General features: G+C 55.5%; 15 protein-coding genes and 2 tRNA genes. 15 read left to right on the top strand and 2 right to left on the bottom strand.

What is annotated here, in order from left to right; translation table 11 throughout:
- Positions 1-27 precede the first annotated feature (27 nt).
- The 7 genes from NQF86_RS04645 to NQF86_RS04600 all read left to right on the top strand — a co-directional run bounded on the left by NQF86_RS04645 (position 28) and on the right by NQF86_RS04600 (position 6,851).
- A tRNA-Met gene (locus tag NQF86_RS04645) sits at positions 28-104 on the top strand.
- 286 nt (positions 105-390) lie between these two features.
- Positions 391-1,944 carry an SEL1-like repeat protein gene (locus NQF86_RS09130; RefSeq protein ID WP_323670742.1) on the top strand — a complete coding sequence of 518 codons (1,554 nt, stop codon included), beginning with the start codon at positions 391-393 and terminating at the stop codon, positions 1,942-1,944.
- 322 nt (positions 1,945-2,266) lie between these two features.
- Positions 2,267-2,728, top strand: a complete 462-nt coding sequence (locus NQF86_RS04620; protein ID WP_266116396.1) for a hypothetical protein — start codon at positions 2,267-2,269, stop codon at positions 2,726-2,728.
- 103 nt (positions 2,729-2,831) lie between these two features.
- On the top strand, positions 2,832-3,986 hold the full coding sequence (metX, locus tag NQF86_RS04615) for a homoserine O-acetyltransferase MetX (protein WP_266116395.1): 1,155 nt from the start codon (positions 2,832-2,834) through the stop codon (positions 3,984-3,986).
- A complete protein-coding gene (gene metW, locus NQF86_RS04610; protein WP_266116394.1) occupies positions 3,986-4,600 on the top strand; it encodes a methionine biosynthesis protein MetW in 615 nt (204 codons plus the stop codon). The genes metX and metW overlap by 1 nt, the downstream gene beginning before the upstream one ends.
- A gap of 265 nt (positions 4,601-4,865) precedes the next feature.
- On the top strand, positions 4,866-6,176 hold the full coding sequence (locus NQF86_RS04605) for a DEAD/DEAH box helicase (protein ID WP_266116393.1): 1,311 nt from the start codon (positions 4,866-4,868) through the stop codon (positions 6,174-6,176).
- A gap of 117 nt (positions 6,177-6,293) precedes the next feature.
- Positions 6,294-6,851 (top strand): DsbA family protein, encoded by a 558-nt coding sequence (locus tag NQF86_RS04600; protein ID WP_266116392.1) that lies wholly within the window; start codon positions 6,294-6,296, stop codon positions 6,849-6,851.
- 81 nt (positions 6,852-6,932) lie between these two features.
- Here the strand turns inward: NQF86_RS04600 and NQF86_RS04595 are convergent, their stop codons facing one another.
- Positions 6,933-7,502 carry a hydrolase gene (locus NQF86_RS04595; protein ID WP_266116391.1) on the bottom strand — a complete coding sequence of 190 codons (570 nt, stop codon included), beginning with the start codon at positions 7,500-7,502 and terminating at the stop codon, positions 6,933-6,935.
- 101 nt (positions 7,503-7,603) lie between these two features.
- On the opposite strand from NQF86_RS04595, the gene NQF86_RS04590 reads away from it, so the two are divergent.
- Both NQF86_RS04590 and NQF86_RS04585 read left to right on the top strand, forming a co-directional pair.
- Positions 7,604-8,056: a hypothetical protein gene (locus NQF86_RS04590; protein ID WP_266116390.1), complete on the top strand. Its 453-nt coding sequence runs from the start codon at positions 7,604-7,606 to the stop codon at positions 8,054-8,056.
- A 147-nt stretch (positions 8,057-8,203) separates the two neighbouring features.
- Entirely contained in the window at positions 8,204-8,467 is a 264-nt protein-coding gene (locus NQF86_RS04585; protein ID WP_266116389.1) for a hypothetical protein, read from the top strand.
- Between the two features lie 207 nt (positions 8,468-8,674).
- Here NQF86_RS04585 and NQF86_RS04580 read toward each other — a convergent pair.
- Positions 8,675-8,764: transfer RNA gene (locus tag NQF86_RS04580), tRNA-Ser, on the bottom strand.
- Between the two features lie 851 nt (positions 8,765-9,615).
- Here NQF86_RS04580 and ffh point away from each other — a divergent pair.
- From ffh to leuC, 6 genes are read left to right on the top strand one after another with little or no spacing between them, the layout of a single operon-like run.
- Positions 9,616-11,037, top strand: coding sequence for a signal recognition particle protein (gene ffh / locus NQF86_RS04575; RefSeq protein ID WP_266116388.1), 1,422 nt, complete (start codon positions 9,616-9,618; stop codon positions 11,035-11,037).
- 54 nt (positions 11,038-11,091) lie between these two features.
- Positions 11,092-11,445, top strand: coding sequence for a 30S ribosomal protein S16 (gene rpsP, locus NQF86_RS04570; protein ID WP_266116387.1), 354 nt, complete (start codon positions 11,092-11,094; stop codon positions 11,443-11,445).
- A 25-nt stretch (positions 11,446-11,470) separates the two neighbouring features.
- Positions 11,471-12,013, top strand: a complete 543-nt coding sequence (gene rimM / locus NQF86_RS04565; protein WP_266116386.1) for a ribosome maturation factor RimM — start codon at positions 11,471-11,473, stop codon at positions 12,011-12,013.
- Positions 12,010-12,714 (top strand): tRNA (guanosine(37)-N1)-methyltransferase TrmD, encoded by a 705-nt coding sequence (gene trmD / locus NQF86_RS04560; RefSeq protein WP_266116385.1) that lies wholly within the window; start codon positions 12,010-12,012, stop codon positions 12,712-12,714. The genes rimM and trmD overlap by 4 nt, the downstream gene beginning before the upstream one ends.
- A 22-nt stretch (positions 12,715-12,736) precedes the next feature.
- Positions 12,737-13,114, top strand: coding sequence for a 50S ribosomal protein L19 (gene rplS / locus NQF86_RS04555; RefSeq protein WP_077395743.1), 378 nt, complete (start codon positions 12,737-12,739; stop codon positions 13,112-13,114).
- 31 nt (positions 13,115-13,145) lie between these two features.
- Positions 13,146-14,588 carry a 3-isopropylmalate dehydratase large subunit gene (gene leuC, locus NQF86_RS04550; protein WP_266116384.1) on the top strand — a complete coding sequence of 481 codons (1,443 nt, stop codon included), beginning with the start codon at positions 13,146-13,148 and terminating at the stop codon, positions 14,586-14,588.

Below are 14,588 nucleotides of genomic sequence, written 5' to 3'. Positions count from 1 at the left end.
TCCTTTTGTATATACACCACCCACTACCGCGGGGTGGAGCAGCCCGGTAGCTCGTCAGGCTCATAACCTGAAGGTCGTAGGTTCAAATCCTACCCCCGCATCCATATATCCTACCACAATAAAATATACGCTTTAGCAACAGGATACTTTGTACCTGTTTTTTTTTGCGTTTCATCCCCCGTAGGCACATGCAGATAAGCGTCTAAAGGGGCATAATCATTCAAATGGTTAAAATTTTTTGAAGATGCGTCCGAATATGTCGTAGGCCTCTTATGCGGTCCATTGTAGGCTATACCTTAATATGAAGTTACCATCTGGGAGCGATCGCTGGCCACTAAGGGGGCTGTGCTCGGCACCAGTTGGGTCATAATTTATAGGAAGGGCAAAGATATGGAACGGGATGATGAAGATTTTCGCTCATATCGCAAGGCTGCTGAGATGGGTATAGCAGACGCTCAGAATAGTTTGGGTGTCATGTATGAAGAGGGGCGAGGTGTAGAGCAGGATGATGTGGAGGCCTGTCGCTGGTATCGTAAAGCTGCTGAACAGGGCTATGCGCCTGCCCAGTATAATCTGGGCTTTGCATATGGGTATGGCCGAGGTGTAGAGCAGGATGATACAGAGGCCTGTCGTTGGTATCGTAAAGCTGCCGAACAAGGTTATGCCCCAGCTCAGAATGATCTGGGCTTTGCGTATGATTCTGGTCGGGGTGTGGAGCAGGATGATGTTGAGGCCTGTCGTTGGTTCCGTGAAGCTGCCGAACAGGATTATGCGCCTGCCCAGTATAATCTGGGTTTTGCGTATGATTCTGGCCGAGGTGTTTCACAGGATACTGTTGAGGCCTGTCGTTGGTTTCGTGAAGCGGCCAAACAGGGCCATGCCTCAGCTCAGACCAGTCTGGGCGTCATGTATGAGTATGGCCGAGGTATAGAGCAGGATGATGTGGAGGCCTGTCGCTGGTATCGCAAAGCTGCTGAACAGGGCAATGCCCCAGCCCAGTATAATGTGGGAACCATGTATGAGTATGGCCGAGGTGTAGAGCAGGATGATATAGAAGCCTGTTGTTGGTATCGTAAAGCTGCCGAACAAGGTTATGCCCCAGCCCAGAATGATCTGGGCCTGATGTATGAGTATGGCCGAGGTATAGAGCAGGATGATGTGGAGGCCTGTCGCTGGTATCGTAAAGCTGCCGAACAGGGTAATGCCTCAGCCCAGTATAATATGGGCCGGATGTATAAATTTGGCCGAGGTGTAACGCAGAATGATACGGAGGCCTGTCGCTGGTATCGTAAAGCTGCCGAACAGGGCCATGCCTCAGCTCAGACCGGTCTGGGCGTCATGTATGAATTGGGCCGAGGTGTAGAGCAGAATGATGCGGAGGCCTGTCGCTGGTATCGTAAGGCGGCTGAACAGGGTGATGCCGACGCCCAGTTTTACTTGGGTATTATGTATGAGGATGGCCGAGGGGTTTCACAGAATGTTGTAGAGGCCTGTCGTTGGTATCGTAGAGCCGCTGAACAGGGTAATGCCTCAGCCCAGTTCCATTTGGGGTTTATGTATGAGGGTGGCCGAGGTGTAGAGCAGGATGATGTGGAAGCCTGTCGCTGGTTTCGTAAGGCTGCTGAACAGGGTAATGTCCATGCCCAGTTTTACTTGGGTTTTATGTATGAGTATGGGCAAGGTGTAGAGCAGGATGATACGAAGGCCTTTCAGTGGTATATGAAAGCGGCTGAACAGGGTGATGCCGACGCTCAGTATTGGGTTGGCAAGGCATATCATAAGGGACGTGGTGTTAGTTCAGACCGTGAAAAAGCCTTATATTATTACAAATTGGCCTGCGATGCTGGAGATGCTGAGGCATGCACGATGTATGAGCAGGTCCTGCAAGAGAAAAAGGGGCGGAAAACAATTTTGGGAGGTTTCATTTCGGCTTTGAGGAAATAAACCTTTCCGGGATGGTGCAGACGCCATCCCATCATTCGTTATGAACGTAAGAGATCAGACTCCATGAGGGCCCGCTCCCTCATGGATGAGTCGATATCTTGTATGAGTCGACTATGTAAAACCACATCATCTTGTAGTCCTGAATCCTTGATTCTCCCGCTTATAAAAAACTTTAATAACTCCGATAATTGGCTGTTTTCCCAGTGTAATATGATGTTTACCTGATGGATGGCGGGGTGTGGCCTTATCTTTCTGTTGAAAGTGAGAATAGTTATCATCTAACGTCATACATGAAGCAACTCGCAGGGAAAGGAGAGGCCTCATGACCGTCATCCAGATCGCAGAACAGCGTAGCCGCTATGGTACATCCATGAAGACACTGGCCCGGGAGGAGCAGACAGCTCTGTGGGCATTGCGCTACCTGCTGGGGCCAAGCTGCTGGCGGCGCTCCATGTCTCTTACGGGGCTGCTGGGGAAAGATGCGGAGCGCCTGCAGGAGCGTTTTAAAGCTCTGTTCCTTCATGCAGTTTGCGGTACGGCATCGCTGGAGTATTCCACAACGGAAGCGCATTTACTGGATATTCTTTCAGATATGCAGAATGCTCCAGAGGAGCAGACGCTGCATTCCGAGCTCGGAGAAGCATTGATGCATCTTGGACTGGCTCTGGCCGCTTATGGCCATTGGCTGCCTGTCCGTAAGAAAATGCAGGCGGTGGCGGAGAGAATGCCAATGCCCGCTCTGGCTCAGGATAACTTCCCGGAGATGATGGAAGCGGCAGAGTAAGCGTTTCCAGAGTGTTATCTGATGTTCCGTGCTTATTCTGTCTTGAAACCACAGGGAGGGCAGTGTTCTTATACGGCCTTCTTGTTGCAGACAGCCGGAGCCGATGTTGGAAGTTCAGTCTATAACATTCCCTGAGGGGATGACCCTTCAGTGTGGTGAAAAACTCGCTCCGCTGGAAGTCGCCTATCAGACATATGGTACACTGTCTTCCAGACGGGACAACGCCATCATCATATGTCATGCCTTCACTGGGGATCAGTATGTCGCCAGCCCACACCCCATTACGGGGAAGCCGGGCTGGTGGTCCCGTATGGTGGGGCCGGGGCTGCCGATTGATACAGACCGTTTCTTTGTCATCTGCACCAACGTGCTGGGTGGCTGCATGGGGACAACAGGCCCCACGACAGTAAGGGCGGAAACAGGTAAGCCATGGGGAAAGGATTTCCCTCCCATTACTATGCACGATATTGTAGCCGCTCAGGTAAAGCTGGTGGACCATTTTGGCATAGACAGGCTGTTTGCCGTCATAGGTGGCTCCATGGGTGGGATGCAGACGCTGACATGGGCTACGGATTATTCAGAACGTGTTTTTGCGGCCATGCCGATCGCCACGTCACCCTTCCAGTCAGCGCAGAATATTGCCTTCAATGAGGTTAGCCGTCAGGCCATCTATGCGGACCCGGACTGGCACGGGGGAGATTATCAGGCGCATGGTGTCATTCCGGCCCGTGGGCTGGCTGTGGCCCGTATGGTTGGGCACATCACCTATCTTTCCGAGGAAGCGCTGACCCGCAAGTTTGGGCGGGAAATTCGCCCCGGCACCATGCCCGGCCCGAATGATCCGCTGGCAGCTTTGCCATTCGGAGGTATGTTTCAGGTAGAGAGTTACCTGCGCTATCAGGGCTCCAATTTTACACGCCGCTTTGATGCTCATTCTTATCTGAGCATTTCAAGGGCTATGGATTTTTTCGATCTGGGGAGTGAACACGGGGGAAGCCTTGCAGCGGCGTTTCATGGTGTGGCGACCCGTTTCTGTGTCGTGTCTTTCAGTTCAGACTGGCTCTTTCCGACATCCCGTTCCCGTACATTGGTGCGGGCGATCAATCAGGCAGGGGGGCATGTCTCCTTCGTGGAGATTGAGAGCGGCCGGGGGCATGATGCCTTCCTGCTGGAAGAACCAGATTTTGACAGGACCATCCGTGGCTTCCTGAATGGATCAGCCCGTCATGCTGGCCTGCCAGAGGGGGAGAATAGCTGATGCGTTTTGATCAGGAACTGATTGCCGGGATGGTGGCCCCGCACAGCCGGGTACTGGATATTGGCTGCGGGGATGGGAGCCTGATCGGCTATCTTTCTCAGGAAAAAGGGTGTGACGCACAGGGGATCGAGCTGGATATGAAGGCCGTCACGCAGTCTGTGGCGCATGGTCTGCCTGTCATGCATGGTGATGCTGATACTGTGCTGGCTGATTACCCTGATGATACGTTCGATTATGTTGTTCTTCAGAGGACACTTCAGGCGGTGGAGTATCCACGGGATGTCTTACGGCACATGTTGAGGATCGGCCGTTCTGCATTGGTGTCCTTTCCCAATTTTGGGCATTGGCGTCTGCGCTGGCACCTCCTGCGGACGGGCCGTATGCCGATGACATCCGTTTGGCCTACGCCATGGTATGAAACGGCTAATATTCATCCCTGCACGATTTATGATTTCTTTGCCTTGTGTGAAGAAGACGGCTATGAAGTCTGCAAATGGATGGTTGTTAATGGTAATCGGCAATCCCGTTTGGCGGGACAGTCGCCCCATCTGGCCAATCTGTTCGGAGAGCAGGGATTGTTCCTGCTGCGCCGGAAAATGAGAGCAGGGCAGTAATATCACGGAGACTTTATAAGGCGGAGCTTTTGCTTATAACTGCCTGTTTTCGTGTCTTTTTCTTTTGGGTGAGATACAGCCCCTCTTTGTGCTGAAATAAGGCCATAAGGGGGCAGTGCGATTTTTCCCTTGTTATAAGACAAAGAGAGTCCTATTTGTGGACGGGACGAGCGGGAACCCCTTCATCAATTCAGGGTTCAAGCGTCCATTTTATGCGGTGTTGCCAGATGGATTGCTGGAGTAACGCCGGTTTTGAGGAAAAATCATGAGCAGTTTTAAAGCTCTCGGTCTGGCGGCCCCAATTTTGCAGGCTCTGGATGAGGAAGGCTACACAACGCCTACACCCATTCAGGCAGGGGCGATCCCTCACTTGCTGAAGGGAAAGGACCTTCTGGGGTTGGCCCAGACAGGCACGGGGAAAACAGCGGCCTTTGCGCTGCCTATCCTCAATTATCTTCTCGAACACCCACGCAAGGCGCCGTCACGCGGTGCGCGCGTGCTGGTGCTGGCCCCCACGAGGGAGCTGGTGGCGCAGATTGGAGATAATTTTGCCGCCTATGCCCGGCACATGAAGTTCTCTCACGCTGTGATTTTTGGTGGTGTGGGGCAGAACCGTCAGGTCGAAGCCATGAAGCGTGGCGTGGATGTTCTGGTGGCAGCACCGGGTCGTCTTCTGGACCTTGTTGGGCAGGGGCATATTGACCTCTCCACGCCGGAAGTCGTGGTGCTGGATGAAGCAGATCGTATGCTGGATATGGGCTTTGTCCATGATATCCGGCGGATTGTGGCCCGTCTTCCAGAAGAACGGCAGACGTTGCTTTTCTCGGCAACCATGCCGCCTTCCATTCGTGATCTGGCCCACTCCCTGCTGAAAGACCCGGAAACTGTGCAGGTCACACCGGAATCCAGTACGGTGGACCGTATTCGTCAGGCTGTTCTGTTTGTGGATTCAGCGCAGAAGAAAGAGGCTCTGATGATGCTGGTCAATAATGACCGGGTCGTGCGGGCAGTCGTCTTTACCCTGATGAAGCATGAAGCCAACAAGGTGGCGGAGTTCCTGAACAAGCATAATATTCCGGCAGCGGCCATTCATGGCAACAAGTCGCAGGGCGCACGTGAGCGAGCCATGCAGGGTTTCCGGGATGGGAGCATCCGGGTGCTGGTGGCAACCGACATTGCGGCTCGTGGCATTGACGTTGATGAAGTCTCTCATGTCTTCAATTACGATCTGCCGAACGTGCCAGAAGCCTATGTGCACCGTATTGGTCGTACCGCTCGTGCTGGTCGTGAAGGCTGGGCCGTGTCCCTCTGTGATGCCGAGCAGCGTGCATGGCTGCGGGAAATCGAGAAGCGCATCAGCAAATCTGTTCCTGTGATTACGGATCATCCATACCACTCTACAGAGGCGCAGAACTCCACTCTGCCACCGCCTGTTCTGGGTGGAGGACGTGGCGGACGCGGGGGCCGTGGTGGAGGCGGCGGACGTAGCCGTTCTTCACGGCCGCAGGGCGCATCCCGCCCGGCTGCTGGTGGGGGGCGTGCGGCGCCCAGAGCCAGAAGGCGTCATTCTTCCTGATTTATCTGGCAGCTATGTTCCAGAGATGAAACAGCCCCGTGTCATGCGGGGCTGTTTCTGTATGGGGCACGGGATAGAGTAGGGAGATACAGCATGAAGCTGAAAGGGAGAGACGTTATGACGCATGAAGATACAGGAACGCCAGCTCATCTGGTCTGGGGGCATGGACCACAGAAGATTGAATTCTTTTTAGAGCCGACCTGTCCTTTCTGTGTTCGTGCTTCCAGAAAACTGATGCCGCTTCTGGCACATGTGGGGGAGGACAGGCTGACGCTTCAGGTCCATCTGCATTCCCAGCCGTGGCACCTTTTTTCTGGCATTCTTGTTCGCTCCATTCTGGCGGCGGCCTCATTGCCTGATGGTCGGGACAAGGCGTGGCAGACCATACGGGCTATTGGAGATCATCGAGAGGAGTTTGAGTTTGCCCGCCACTGTGAAGGACCAAACATGCAAACCACGCCGGATGAGCTGCTGACCCGTCTGGAGGTTTATACCCGCCTTAATCTGGCAACGCCTTTCCGTCTTGCTGGCGTAACAGACGCTATGAAGGCTCATGCACGTTATGCCCGGCAGCATGGGATTCACGTTTCACCGACCGTCATGCTGGATGGAAAGGTGGATGACCGTTTCCAGAGCGGGCAGACGGTTGAGGAATGGGCCGCCCTGCTGGGCTGAGGCACACAGCCTTTTTGCGTATCTGAAGCAGCCCCGCCGTCTTCATATCGTGCGGGGCTGTTTTCATAACTGGAAGCTGGTTCAGCCAAATGTGATGTCAGAGCTCTGACGGACACGGCCCAGCAGTGGAAAGAGACGCTGGAAGGCGAAATCATGCATTTCTGCATCCAGCCCAGAGGTGAGGTCTTCCAGAAGGATGACGTCATAGCCGTGTTCATGAGCAGCACGGGCGGTTGATTCCACGCCCATATTGGTGGCGATGCCCCCCAGAACGATCGTTTTTACACCACGGCGGCGCAGTTGCAGGTCGAGGTCCGTGCCATAAAAGGCGCCCCACTGATGTTTGGTGACGAGCAGGTCGCCCGGCTGGGCAAGGCCGGGAACGAGGTCTGCCCAGTTATCGGGGAGCGCTTCATCTGAGGTATGGAGAGGCTGGTCAACCGGAGCGGTGAGCGCATCCTTTCCATCGGCAGAAAAGGCCACATTGACCAGCACTACGGGGGCACCTGCCTTGCGGAAGTGTTCGGCAGTGACCTTGCTGGCCTGTACAACGTCCGCTCCCGTACGAGGTGCAGTCGGCAGGGAGACAATCCCTTCCTGAAGGTCAATCAGAACAAGTGCGGTATGGCGGGGGGAGAGATGGAGAGACATGAGAAAAGCCCCTTTTACATAGTGTTAATGGTCAGGCAATGCCTGTCATAGGCTGGGCGGGTTAGTATAGCATGGACAGAATGTTCAGGTTGGAGGGGTAGATGAAATATTCCAGTTTTCTCATGGCTGTAGGGTGTCTGGGTATTGCGGTCATGGCAGGAGCAACGCAGGCGAGTGATATTCGTGACCGGAATGGCTTTAATGCGGGCAGGATCGATCAGGACGGTATCCTGCATGACAGGGATGGATTTGTCGCTGGGCGCATAGAGCAGGATGGCAGTCTGCGTGACCGGGATGGCTTTAGCGCAGGCAATATGGATCGAGACGGCATTTTGCATGACAGGGATGGATTTGTCGCCGGGCATATGGATCAAGATGGAACGGTTTATGACCGGAACGGATTTATTGCGGGCCGTATGGATCAGGATGGCAGTCTGCATGACCGGGATGGTTTTAGTGCAGGCCGTATAGACCGGAATGGTGCGGAGGGATCGTTCTCCGAGGCAGACCGGACGGCAGGAGCCCTGATTCTGCTGAAACGTCTGCCGCAGTGAAGTGCAGGCCAGCCCTGCATGAAGTGCGCTTGTGATCCCGGAGTTAAGCTTTCACCGTGGAGACGAGGCCGATGATGACCTCTCTCTTTTGTAGGGGATAATGGACCCTGTGCAGACGGGGTCTTTCAGAGTGAAAGGTGAGACGACATGCCAACGACAGCATCGCATGAACATAAAGCACCTCATGCCAGCAGTTCCCTTCATGAACTGGCCCGTAAGGCCATTCACACACCGAAACTTCTGACGAAGGATGAGGTCATCCGCCTGGCGGATCATGTCCTGAAGACGGGTGAGCACGCTACAGAGGAAGAACGCGCCATCGCCAAGAAGGCCCATCACAACCCCGAAGGCTTGGAGGCCTCTCATATTACGGCACTCGGCAAACGTGCCGAACACGACCATCGGGGCTGATATTCTTTCATTGTGACTGACTGTTTCGAGCCTGTCGTCCCCTAGCGGGAGGACAGGCTTTTTTGTGACAACGTCACGGGCTCAGGCCTCCGCTGAAGCCCCCATAGTGACGGGCAAGGCGGCCGCCTGCAGCCATGCATACGCTGATAGAACCACGCAGATTCCATATCGTATGGCCAGTGATGATATTGTCTAGAAGTTATACTGTGGCGGATGGGGTGGGATTCGAACCCACGGTACGCTTCCACGCACGCTGGTTTTCAAGACCAGTTCCTTAAACCGCTCGGACACCCATCCGTCTTATTTTTTTCCCTAACGGGGATGGCTCCTGATACTGATTCAGATGTGGTGCGTCAAGCTGTGGTGTGAAGATTGGTGTCGTTGTTGGGGTGGGATAGAAGAAAGGCCGCCCCATTGTGGAGCGGCCTTTCTTAATCCCCGCATGGGCAAGGAACAATTTTCAATAAACCTCGTACAATATGCCATCGTCGGGTCATCCCTGCAGGAGGCAGGGAACTTACGCAGGATCACTGTTATTAGAAGTTGGAATCCAGCGAAGTATGGGGTGCCCCCTGTTGGGAGTACGGAGACACTATAATGGAAATGTCAGTACACACCATCGGATGGCTGATTGAGAGGGATGGAACGACTATAAGTTTAAAAAGGCTGGCAAAGCCCCAGCACTTTATGATAATCTTCCTCAGATCATGTCGCATGATTAGCTCCTAGTATTATGGGAGTGGAAGGCCGGGGAATGGGACTCCCCGGCTTTTTTTATGGTCGCCACTCGTCACAACCAATGTCACATTGCTTACCTTTTTCTTTAAAAGTATGTCAAGATGCCTTTTTTATGATTCCCAACACGTTCTAAATTTATACTAAATTTATAACCTTATAAATTATGCTATCGTCTTATCATGTTGTGTTTTGTTCCCATTAGCCCAAAAAACGTCTTCATCGTTGTGCTTTTTGTGCGTTCCATGTTCCTTATGAGCAGATGATATCGAACCCGCCATCCTTGCCCGGCAAGGGGTGGGAAATGCTTGACGGAACCCCGGAGAGGCCGTAAAGGCGTAGAAAGTTTACGGACACGTCACTCCGCGAGGGTTCGCGCAGTGGCGCGTTTGTCATGGAATTAAGGATAGCCCGTGTTCGAGCAGCTCTCTGGTAGAATGTCGAAAGTTTTCGAAGGTCTCTCCCGTGGGGAGAAGCTTTCGGAGGGTGACGTCACCGAGGCCATGCGTGAGGTCCGTCTGGCCATGCTGGAGGCCGACGTGGCCCTGCCCGTGGTGCGCAGCTTCGTCAGCAAGGTGAAGGAGCGTGCTGTCGGTGGTGAGGTGCTGGATGGCGTCTCTCCCGGTCAGGCCGTGGCGAAGATCGTCAATGATGCGCTGATCGAGGCTCTGGGCGGTGCTGGTGCGGTTCCGCTGAACCTGTCGGCCCCGGCACCCATTCCTTACCTTCTTGTTGGTCTTCAGGGTGCTGGTAAGACCACGACAGCCGGTAAGTTGGCTCTGCGTCTTGCCAGCCGTGAGCGGAAGAAAGTGCTGCTCGCCAGTCTGGACGTGCAGCGCCCGGCTGCTCAGCTCCAGCTTCAGCAGATTGCTGAACAGGTGGGGGGACGCACGAATGGGCTGGTCGCCTCCCTGCCGATCGAGCCGGGTCAGGGGCCTGTCGATATTGCCCGCCGTGCGCTGGATACAGGCCGCCGTGAAGGCTTCGACATCGTCATTCTGGATACCGCAGGGCGTCTAGCAATTGATGAAGCCCTGATGGACGAGGTTCGTCAGGTCCGTGACGTAGCCAAGCCGGTGGAAACGCTGCTGGTTGTCGATGCCATGACCGGGCAGGATGCCGTCAATACCGCACAGTCCTTCAAGGATCAGATCGGCCTGACCGGCGTTATCATGAGCCGTATGGATGGTGATGCCCGTGGTGGTGCCGCCCTCTCCATGAAGGCCGTAACAGGAGAGCCCATCAAGTTCACCGGTTCCGGTGAGAAGATGGACGCTCTCGAAGAATTTCATCCCGAGCGTGTTGCCGGGCGTATTCTGGGGCTGGGCGATGTCGCCGGGCTGGTGGAAAAAGCGTCCGAGCAGCTCGATCAGGAAGAAGGTGAGCGTGTTGCCAAGCGGATGCTCGCCGGTAAGTTTGATCTGAACGACTATGTCTCGCAGATCAATCAGATCAATCGCCTTGGCTCCATCTCCGGCATTCTTGGTATGCTGCCGGGTATGGGCAAGCTGAAGGATAAGCTGGCGGGGAAGGATCTGGATACGTCCATTTTCAACCGTCACAAGGCGATTATTTCCTCCATGACGGAGCAGGAACGTAAAACGCCAGAGATCATCAAGGCATCCCGCAAGAAGCGTATTGCCCTTGGCTCTGGTACGAGCGTTCCGGAAGTCAACCGGCTGCTCAAGCAGTTTGGTGAGATGTCCACCATGATGAAGCGGCTCAATAAAATGGGCGGCCTGACTGGTTTGATGCGTGGCATGGGGGGTGCCGGTGGTCTGGGTGATATGTTCAAGGGGATGGGAGGTCCGGGAGGCCGTCCACCTTTTGGCTGAGTGTCCTCTTGGCTGTCTGTCTTTTTGTAATGTTCTGATGATGCAGGAGTTATTATGAGCCTGAAGATCCGTCTGTCCCGCGCAGGTGCGAAGAAGCGTCCGTACTATCACATTGTGGTTGCTGATAGCCGCAGCCCGCGTGATGGCCGCTTTGTTGAGAAGGTGGGTGCCTACAACCCGATGCTGCCGTCCGACCATGCTGACCGCGTGCGTTTGAATGACGAGCGCATCAAGCACTGGCTGGAGAAGGGCGCACAGGCAACTGACCGTGTGGCCCGTTTCCTCGGCAATGCTGGTCTGGCACCGAAGCCGGCTTTCCGTGAGCAGCCCAAGAAGTCTGCTCCGAAGAAGAAGGCTCAGGAGCGTGCTGCCGCTGCTGCTGAAGCCGCTAAAGAAGCCGAGGCCTGATCAGGTCTAAGCGGGAGATTTCTTCTTGTCACACCGTCCTTCACAGTCGGATGTTCTGGTCGCCACGATAGGCCGACCGCATGGCGTGCGGGGGCTCGTGCGCCTGCACCCGGCAACGGAACATCCCGAGACGCTTGAGGAACTCGGGCGCCTTCACGATGAGATGGGTAATCTGTGGCAAATCCGCTGGAAGGCTCCGGGCATTGCTGCCGTTCTGGGACAGGACGGGCAGCCTCTGCCGGACCGTACAGCGGCAGAAAAGCTGGTGAACCGTAAGCTCTATGTGCCTCGTGAGGCTCTGCCGGAAGTGGAAGAAGACGAGTTCTATCATGTCGATCTGATCGGTATGGAGGCTGTTCTTACTTCTGGGGAATCTGTGGGGCGCGTTGTCAGTGTCCATGATTATGGAGCTGGCACCAGTCTGGAGCTGGAAGCAGGGCAGCTGATTCCTTTCACCATGGCCTGCGTGCCGGAGGTGGACATGAAGGCAAAACGCCTCGTTGTCGTCCCGCCGGAAGCCGTGGAAGTAGAAGGGGATCTGACTGGTGAGGTGGAAGTCCGGTCATGACATGGCGGGCCGACATTCTGACCCTCTTTCCGGAGATGTTCCCCGGTCCGCTGGGCTGCTCCCTTGCGGGGCGTGCTCTGGAGCGGAATCTGTGGGCCTGTAGAACGCATGACCTTCGTCCATTCGGGCGGGGTGTTCATAAGGCTCTGGATGATGCGCCATTTGGCGGGGGCGCAGGGATGGTCATGCGGCCGGATGTGCTGGATGACGCTCTGACCAGCGTAAGGCAGATAGATGATGGACGCCCGGTGATCTATCCGACGCCACGGGGCCATCGTCTGGAGCAGAAGGATATTGCACGGTACGTTCAGGGAGAGGGGGTTATCATTCTCTGTGGACGGTTCGAGGGGGTTGATGAGCGGGTGCTCGAGAAACATGCGATCGAACAGGTCTGCATGGGGGATTTTGTCCTTTCCGGGGGCGAAATACCGGCACTGGCACTTCTTGACGGCTGTGTGAGGCTTCTGCCGGGTGTCATGGGGTCGGCACTGAGTGGGGAGGAAGAAAGCTTCTCCGCTGGGTTGCTGGAATATCCCCAGTACACGCGGCCTGCCACATGGGAGGGGAGGGATGTCCCGCCCGTCCTGCTTTCTGGTAATCATGGGGAAATCGCCCGCTGGCGAGATGAGAAATCCATCGCTGTAACCCGTACACGCCGCCCGGACCTCTGGGCCGTTTATGAGCAGCAGCAACAGAGTTGAGTTTTTTTCAGGAGTTTGAAGCATGAACATCATTCAGCAGTATGAGGCGCGCGAAATGGAGCGTCTTTCCGCTATCCGTAGCGTTCCTGAATTCGCAGCCGGTGACACCGTGCGCGTTGGCGTGCGCGTTGTCGAAGGCACACGTGAACGTGTACAGGTTTTCGAAGGTGTCGTGATCGCCCGCTCAAACCGTGGTCTGGGCAGCAGCTTCACGGTGCGTAAGGTATCCAACGGTGAGGGTGTGGAGCGTGTTTTCCCGCTTTTCTCCCCGGCAATTGCTGATATTACCGTGGTTCGCCGTGGTAAGGTTCGCCGTGCGAAGCTATACTACCTCCGTGGCCGTTCCGGTAAGTCCGCTCGTATTGCCGAGCGTCCGCGCGATATCAAGAAGGAGGGCTGATTTTTCAGCTCTCATAAGGAGATGAGAGAGAATGCAGAATCCGGTTACCCCTAGAACTTTGTATGACAAGATCTGGGACGATCATGTGGTGAAAACCCTTGAGGACGGAACGAGCCTTCTCTACATCGACCGCCACCTCCTTCACGAGGTGACCAGCCCGCAGGCTTTTGAAAGTCTGCGGGCTGCCGGGCGCCCGGTGCGGCGCCCTGATGCCACAATGGCCGTGGCAGATCATAACGTCCCGACCTCTGATCGCTCTCAGCCGGTAGAAGACCCGCAGAGCCGCCTCCAGATTGAAACGCTGGAAGCAAACGTCAAAGAGTTCGGCGTTCCCTATTTCCCGTTGCGTTCTCGCCAGCAGGGCATCGTGCATGTTGTCGGGCCAGAGCAGGGCGTTTCTCTGCCGGGCATGACGATTGTTTGCGGTGACAGCCATACGTCCACACATGGAGCTTTCGGCTCTTTGGCCTTCGGTATTGGGACGTCCGAGGTGGAGCATGTGCTGGCAACCCAGACCCTGCTTCAGAAGCGTAGCAAGAACATGCGTGTGCGGGTTGAAGGCGACGTTGCTCCGGGCGTGACAGCCAAGGATATCATGCTCAGCATCATCGGTCGTATCGGTACGGCCGGGGGAACCGGGCATGTGATTGAGTTTGCTGGTTCTGCCATCCGCAAGCTGGACATGGCCGGGCGCATGACGCTCTGCAACATGTCCATCGAGGCCGGTGCTCGTGCTGGCATGGTCGCCCCGGATGAAACGACCTTTAATTACGTCAAGGGGCGTCCTTTTGCGCCGCAGGGTGAAGCCTTCGAGCAGGCCGTGGCCTACTGGAAGACACTGACTACGGACGAAGGTGCCCATTTTGATGAAGAAGTGGTGCTGGATGCCGCCGAGATCAGCCCGTCCGTGACATGGGGTACGAGCCCTGAGGATGTGCTACCTATCACTGGCACCGTGCCTCGTCCCGAGGACTTTGCCGATCCTGCCAAGGCAGAGCGCATCCGCCGTACGCTGGCCTATATGGGGCTGGAAGCCGGGCAGAAGATTGCTGGTACGCCGGTTGATGTCGTTTTCATCGGTTCCTGCACGAATAGCCGGATTGAAGACCTTCGGGCCGCTGCTGCCGTGCTGAAAGGCCGTAAGGTAGCAGAAGGTGTGCGGGCCATGGTTGTGCCGGGGTCCGGCCTTGTTCGCTATGCGGCGGAAGAAGAAGGGCTGGACAAGATTTTCCGTGATGCCGGGTTTGAATGGCGTGAGGCTGGCTGCTCCATGTGTCTGGGTATGAATCCCGACAAGCTGAGTGCCGGGCAGCGTTCTGCTTCCACATCCAACCGTAACTTTGAGGGACGTCAGGGGCCGGATGGCCGCACCCATCTCTGTTCCCCCACTATGGCCGCCGCCGCCGCCGTGACGGGGACACTGTGCGATGCACGGGACCTGCTGGAACCGACAATGGCAGAAGGAGCCGCCTGA

The sequence above is a fragment of the Bombella pluederhausensis genome, assembly GCF_026385525.1.
Taxonomy (GTDB): Bacteria; Pseudomonadota; Alphaproteobacteria; order Acetobacterales; family Acetobacteraceae; genus Bombella; species Bombella pluederhausensis.
Note: the sequence above shows the minus strand (reverse complement) of the source record. Positions and strands in the feature narration are given on the sequence as shown.

Coding starts and splice junctions, on each gene's coding strand:
- NQF86_RS04590 (WP_266116390.1), top strand. CDS start 7,604: ATGAAATATTCCAGTTTTCTCATGGCTGTAGGGTGTCTGGGTATTGCG.
- rplS (WP_077395743.1), top strand. CDS start 12,737: ATGAACATCATTCAGCAGTATGAGGCGCGCGAAATGGAGCGTCTTTCC.
- NQF86_RS09130 (WP_323670742.1), top strand. CDS start 391: ATGGAACGGGATGATGAAGATTTTCGCTCATATCGCAAGGCTGCTGAG.
- NQF86_RS04600 (WP_266116392.1), top strand. CDS start 6,294: ATGACGCATGAAGATACAGGAACGCCAGCTCATCTGGTCTGGGGGCAT.
- metW (WP_266116394.1), top strand. CDS start 3,986: ATGCGTTTTGATCAGGAACTGATTGCCGGGATGGTGGCCCCGCACAGC.
- leuC (WP_266116384.1), top strand. CDS start 13,146: ATGCAGAATCCGGTTACCCCTAGAACTTTGTATGACAAGATCTGGGAC.
- metX (WP_266116395.1), top strand. CDS start 2,832: ATGTTGGAAGTTCAGTCTATAACATTCCCTGAGGGGATGACCCTTCAG.
- trmD (WP_266116385.1), top strand. CDS start 12,010: ATGACATGGCGGGCCGACATTCTGACCCTCTTTCCGGAGATGTTCCCC.
- NQF86_RS04620 (WP_266116396.1), top strand. CDS start 2,267: ATGACCGTCATCCAGATCGCAGAACAGCGTAGCCGCTATGGTACATCC.
- rpsP (WP_266116387.1), top strand. CDS start 11,092: ATGAGCCTGAAGATCCGTCTGTCCCGCGCAGGTGCGAAGAAGCGTCCG.
- NQF86_RS04585 (WP_266116389.1), top strand. CDS start 8,204: ATGCCAACGACAGCATCGCATGAACATAAAGCACCTCATGCCAGCAGT.
- NQF86_RS04595 (WP_266116391.1), bottom strand. CDS start 7,502: ATGTCTCTCCATCTCTCCCCCCGCCATACCGCACTTGTTCTGATTGAC.
- NQF86_RS04605 (WP_266116393.1), top strand. CDS start 4,866: ATGAGCAGTTTTAAAGCTCTCGGTCTGGCGGCCCCAATTTTGCAGGCT.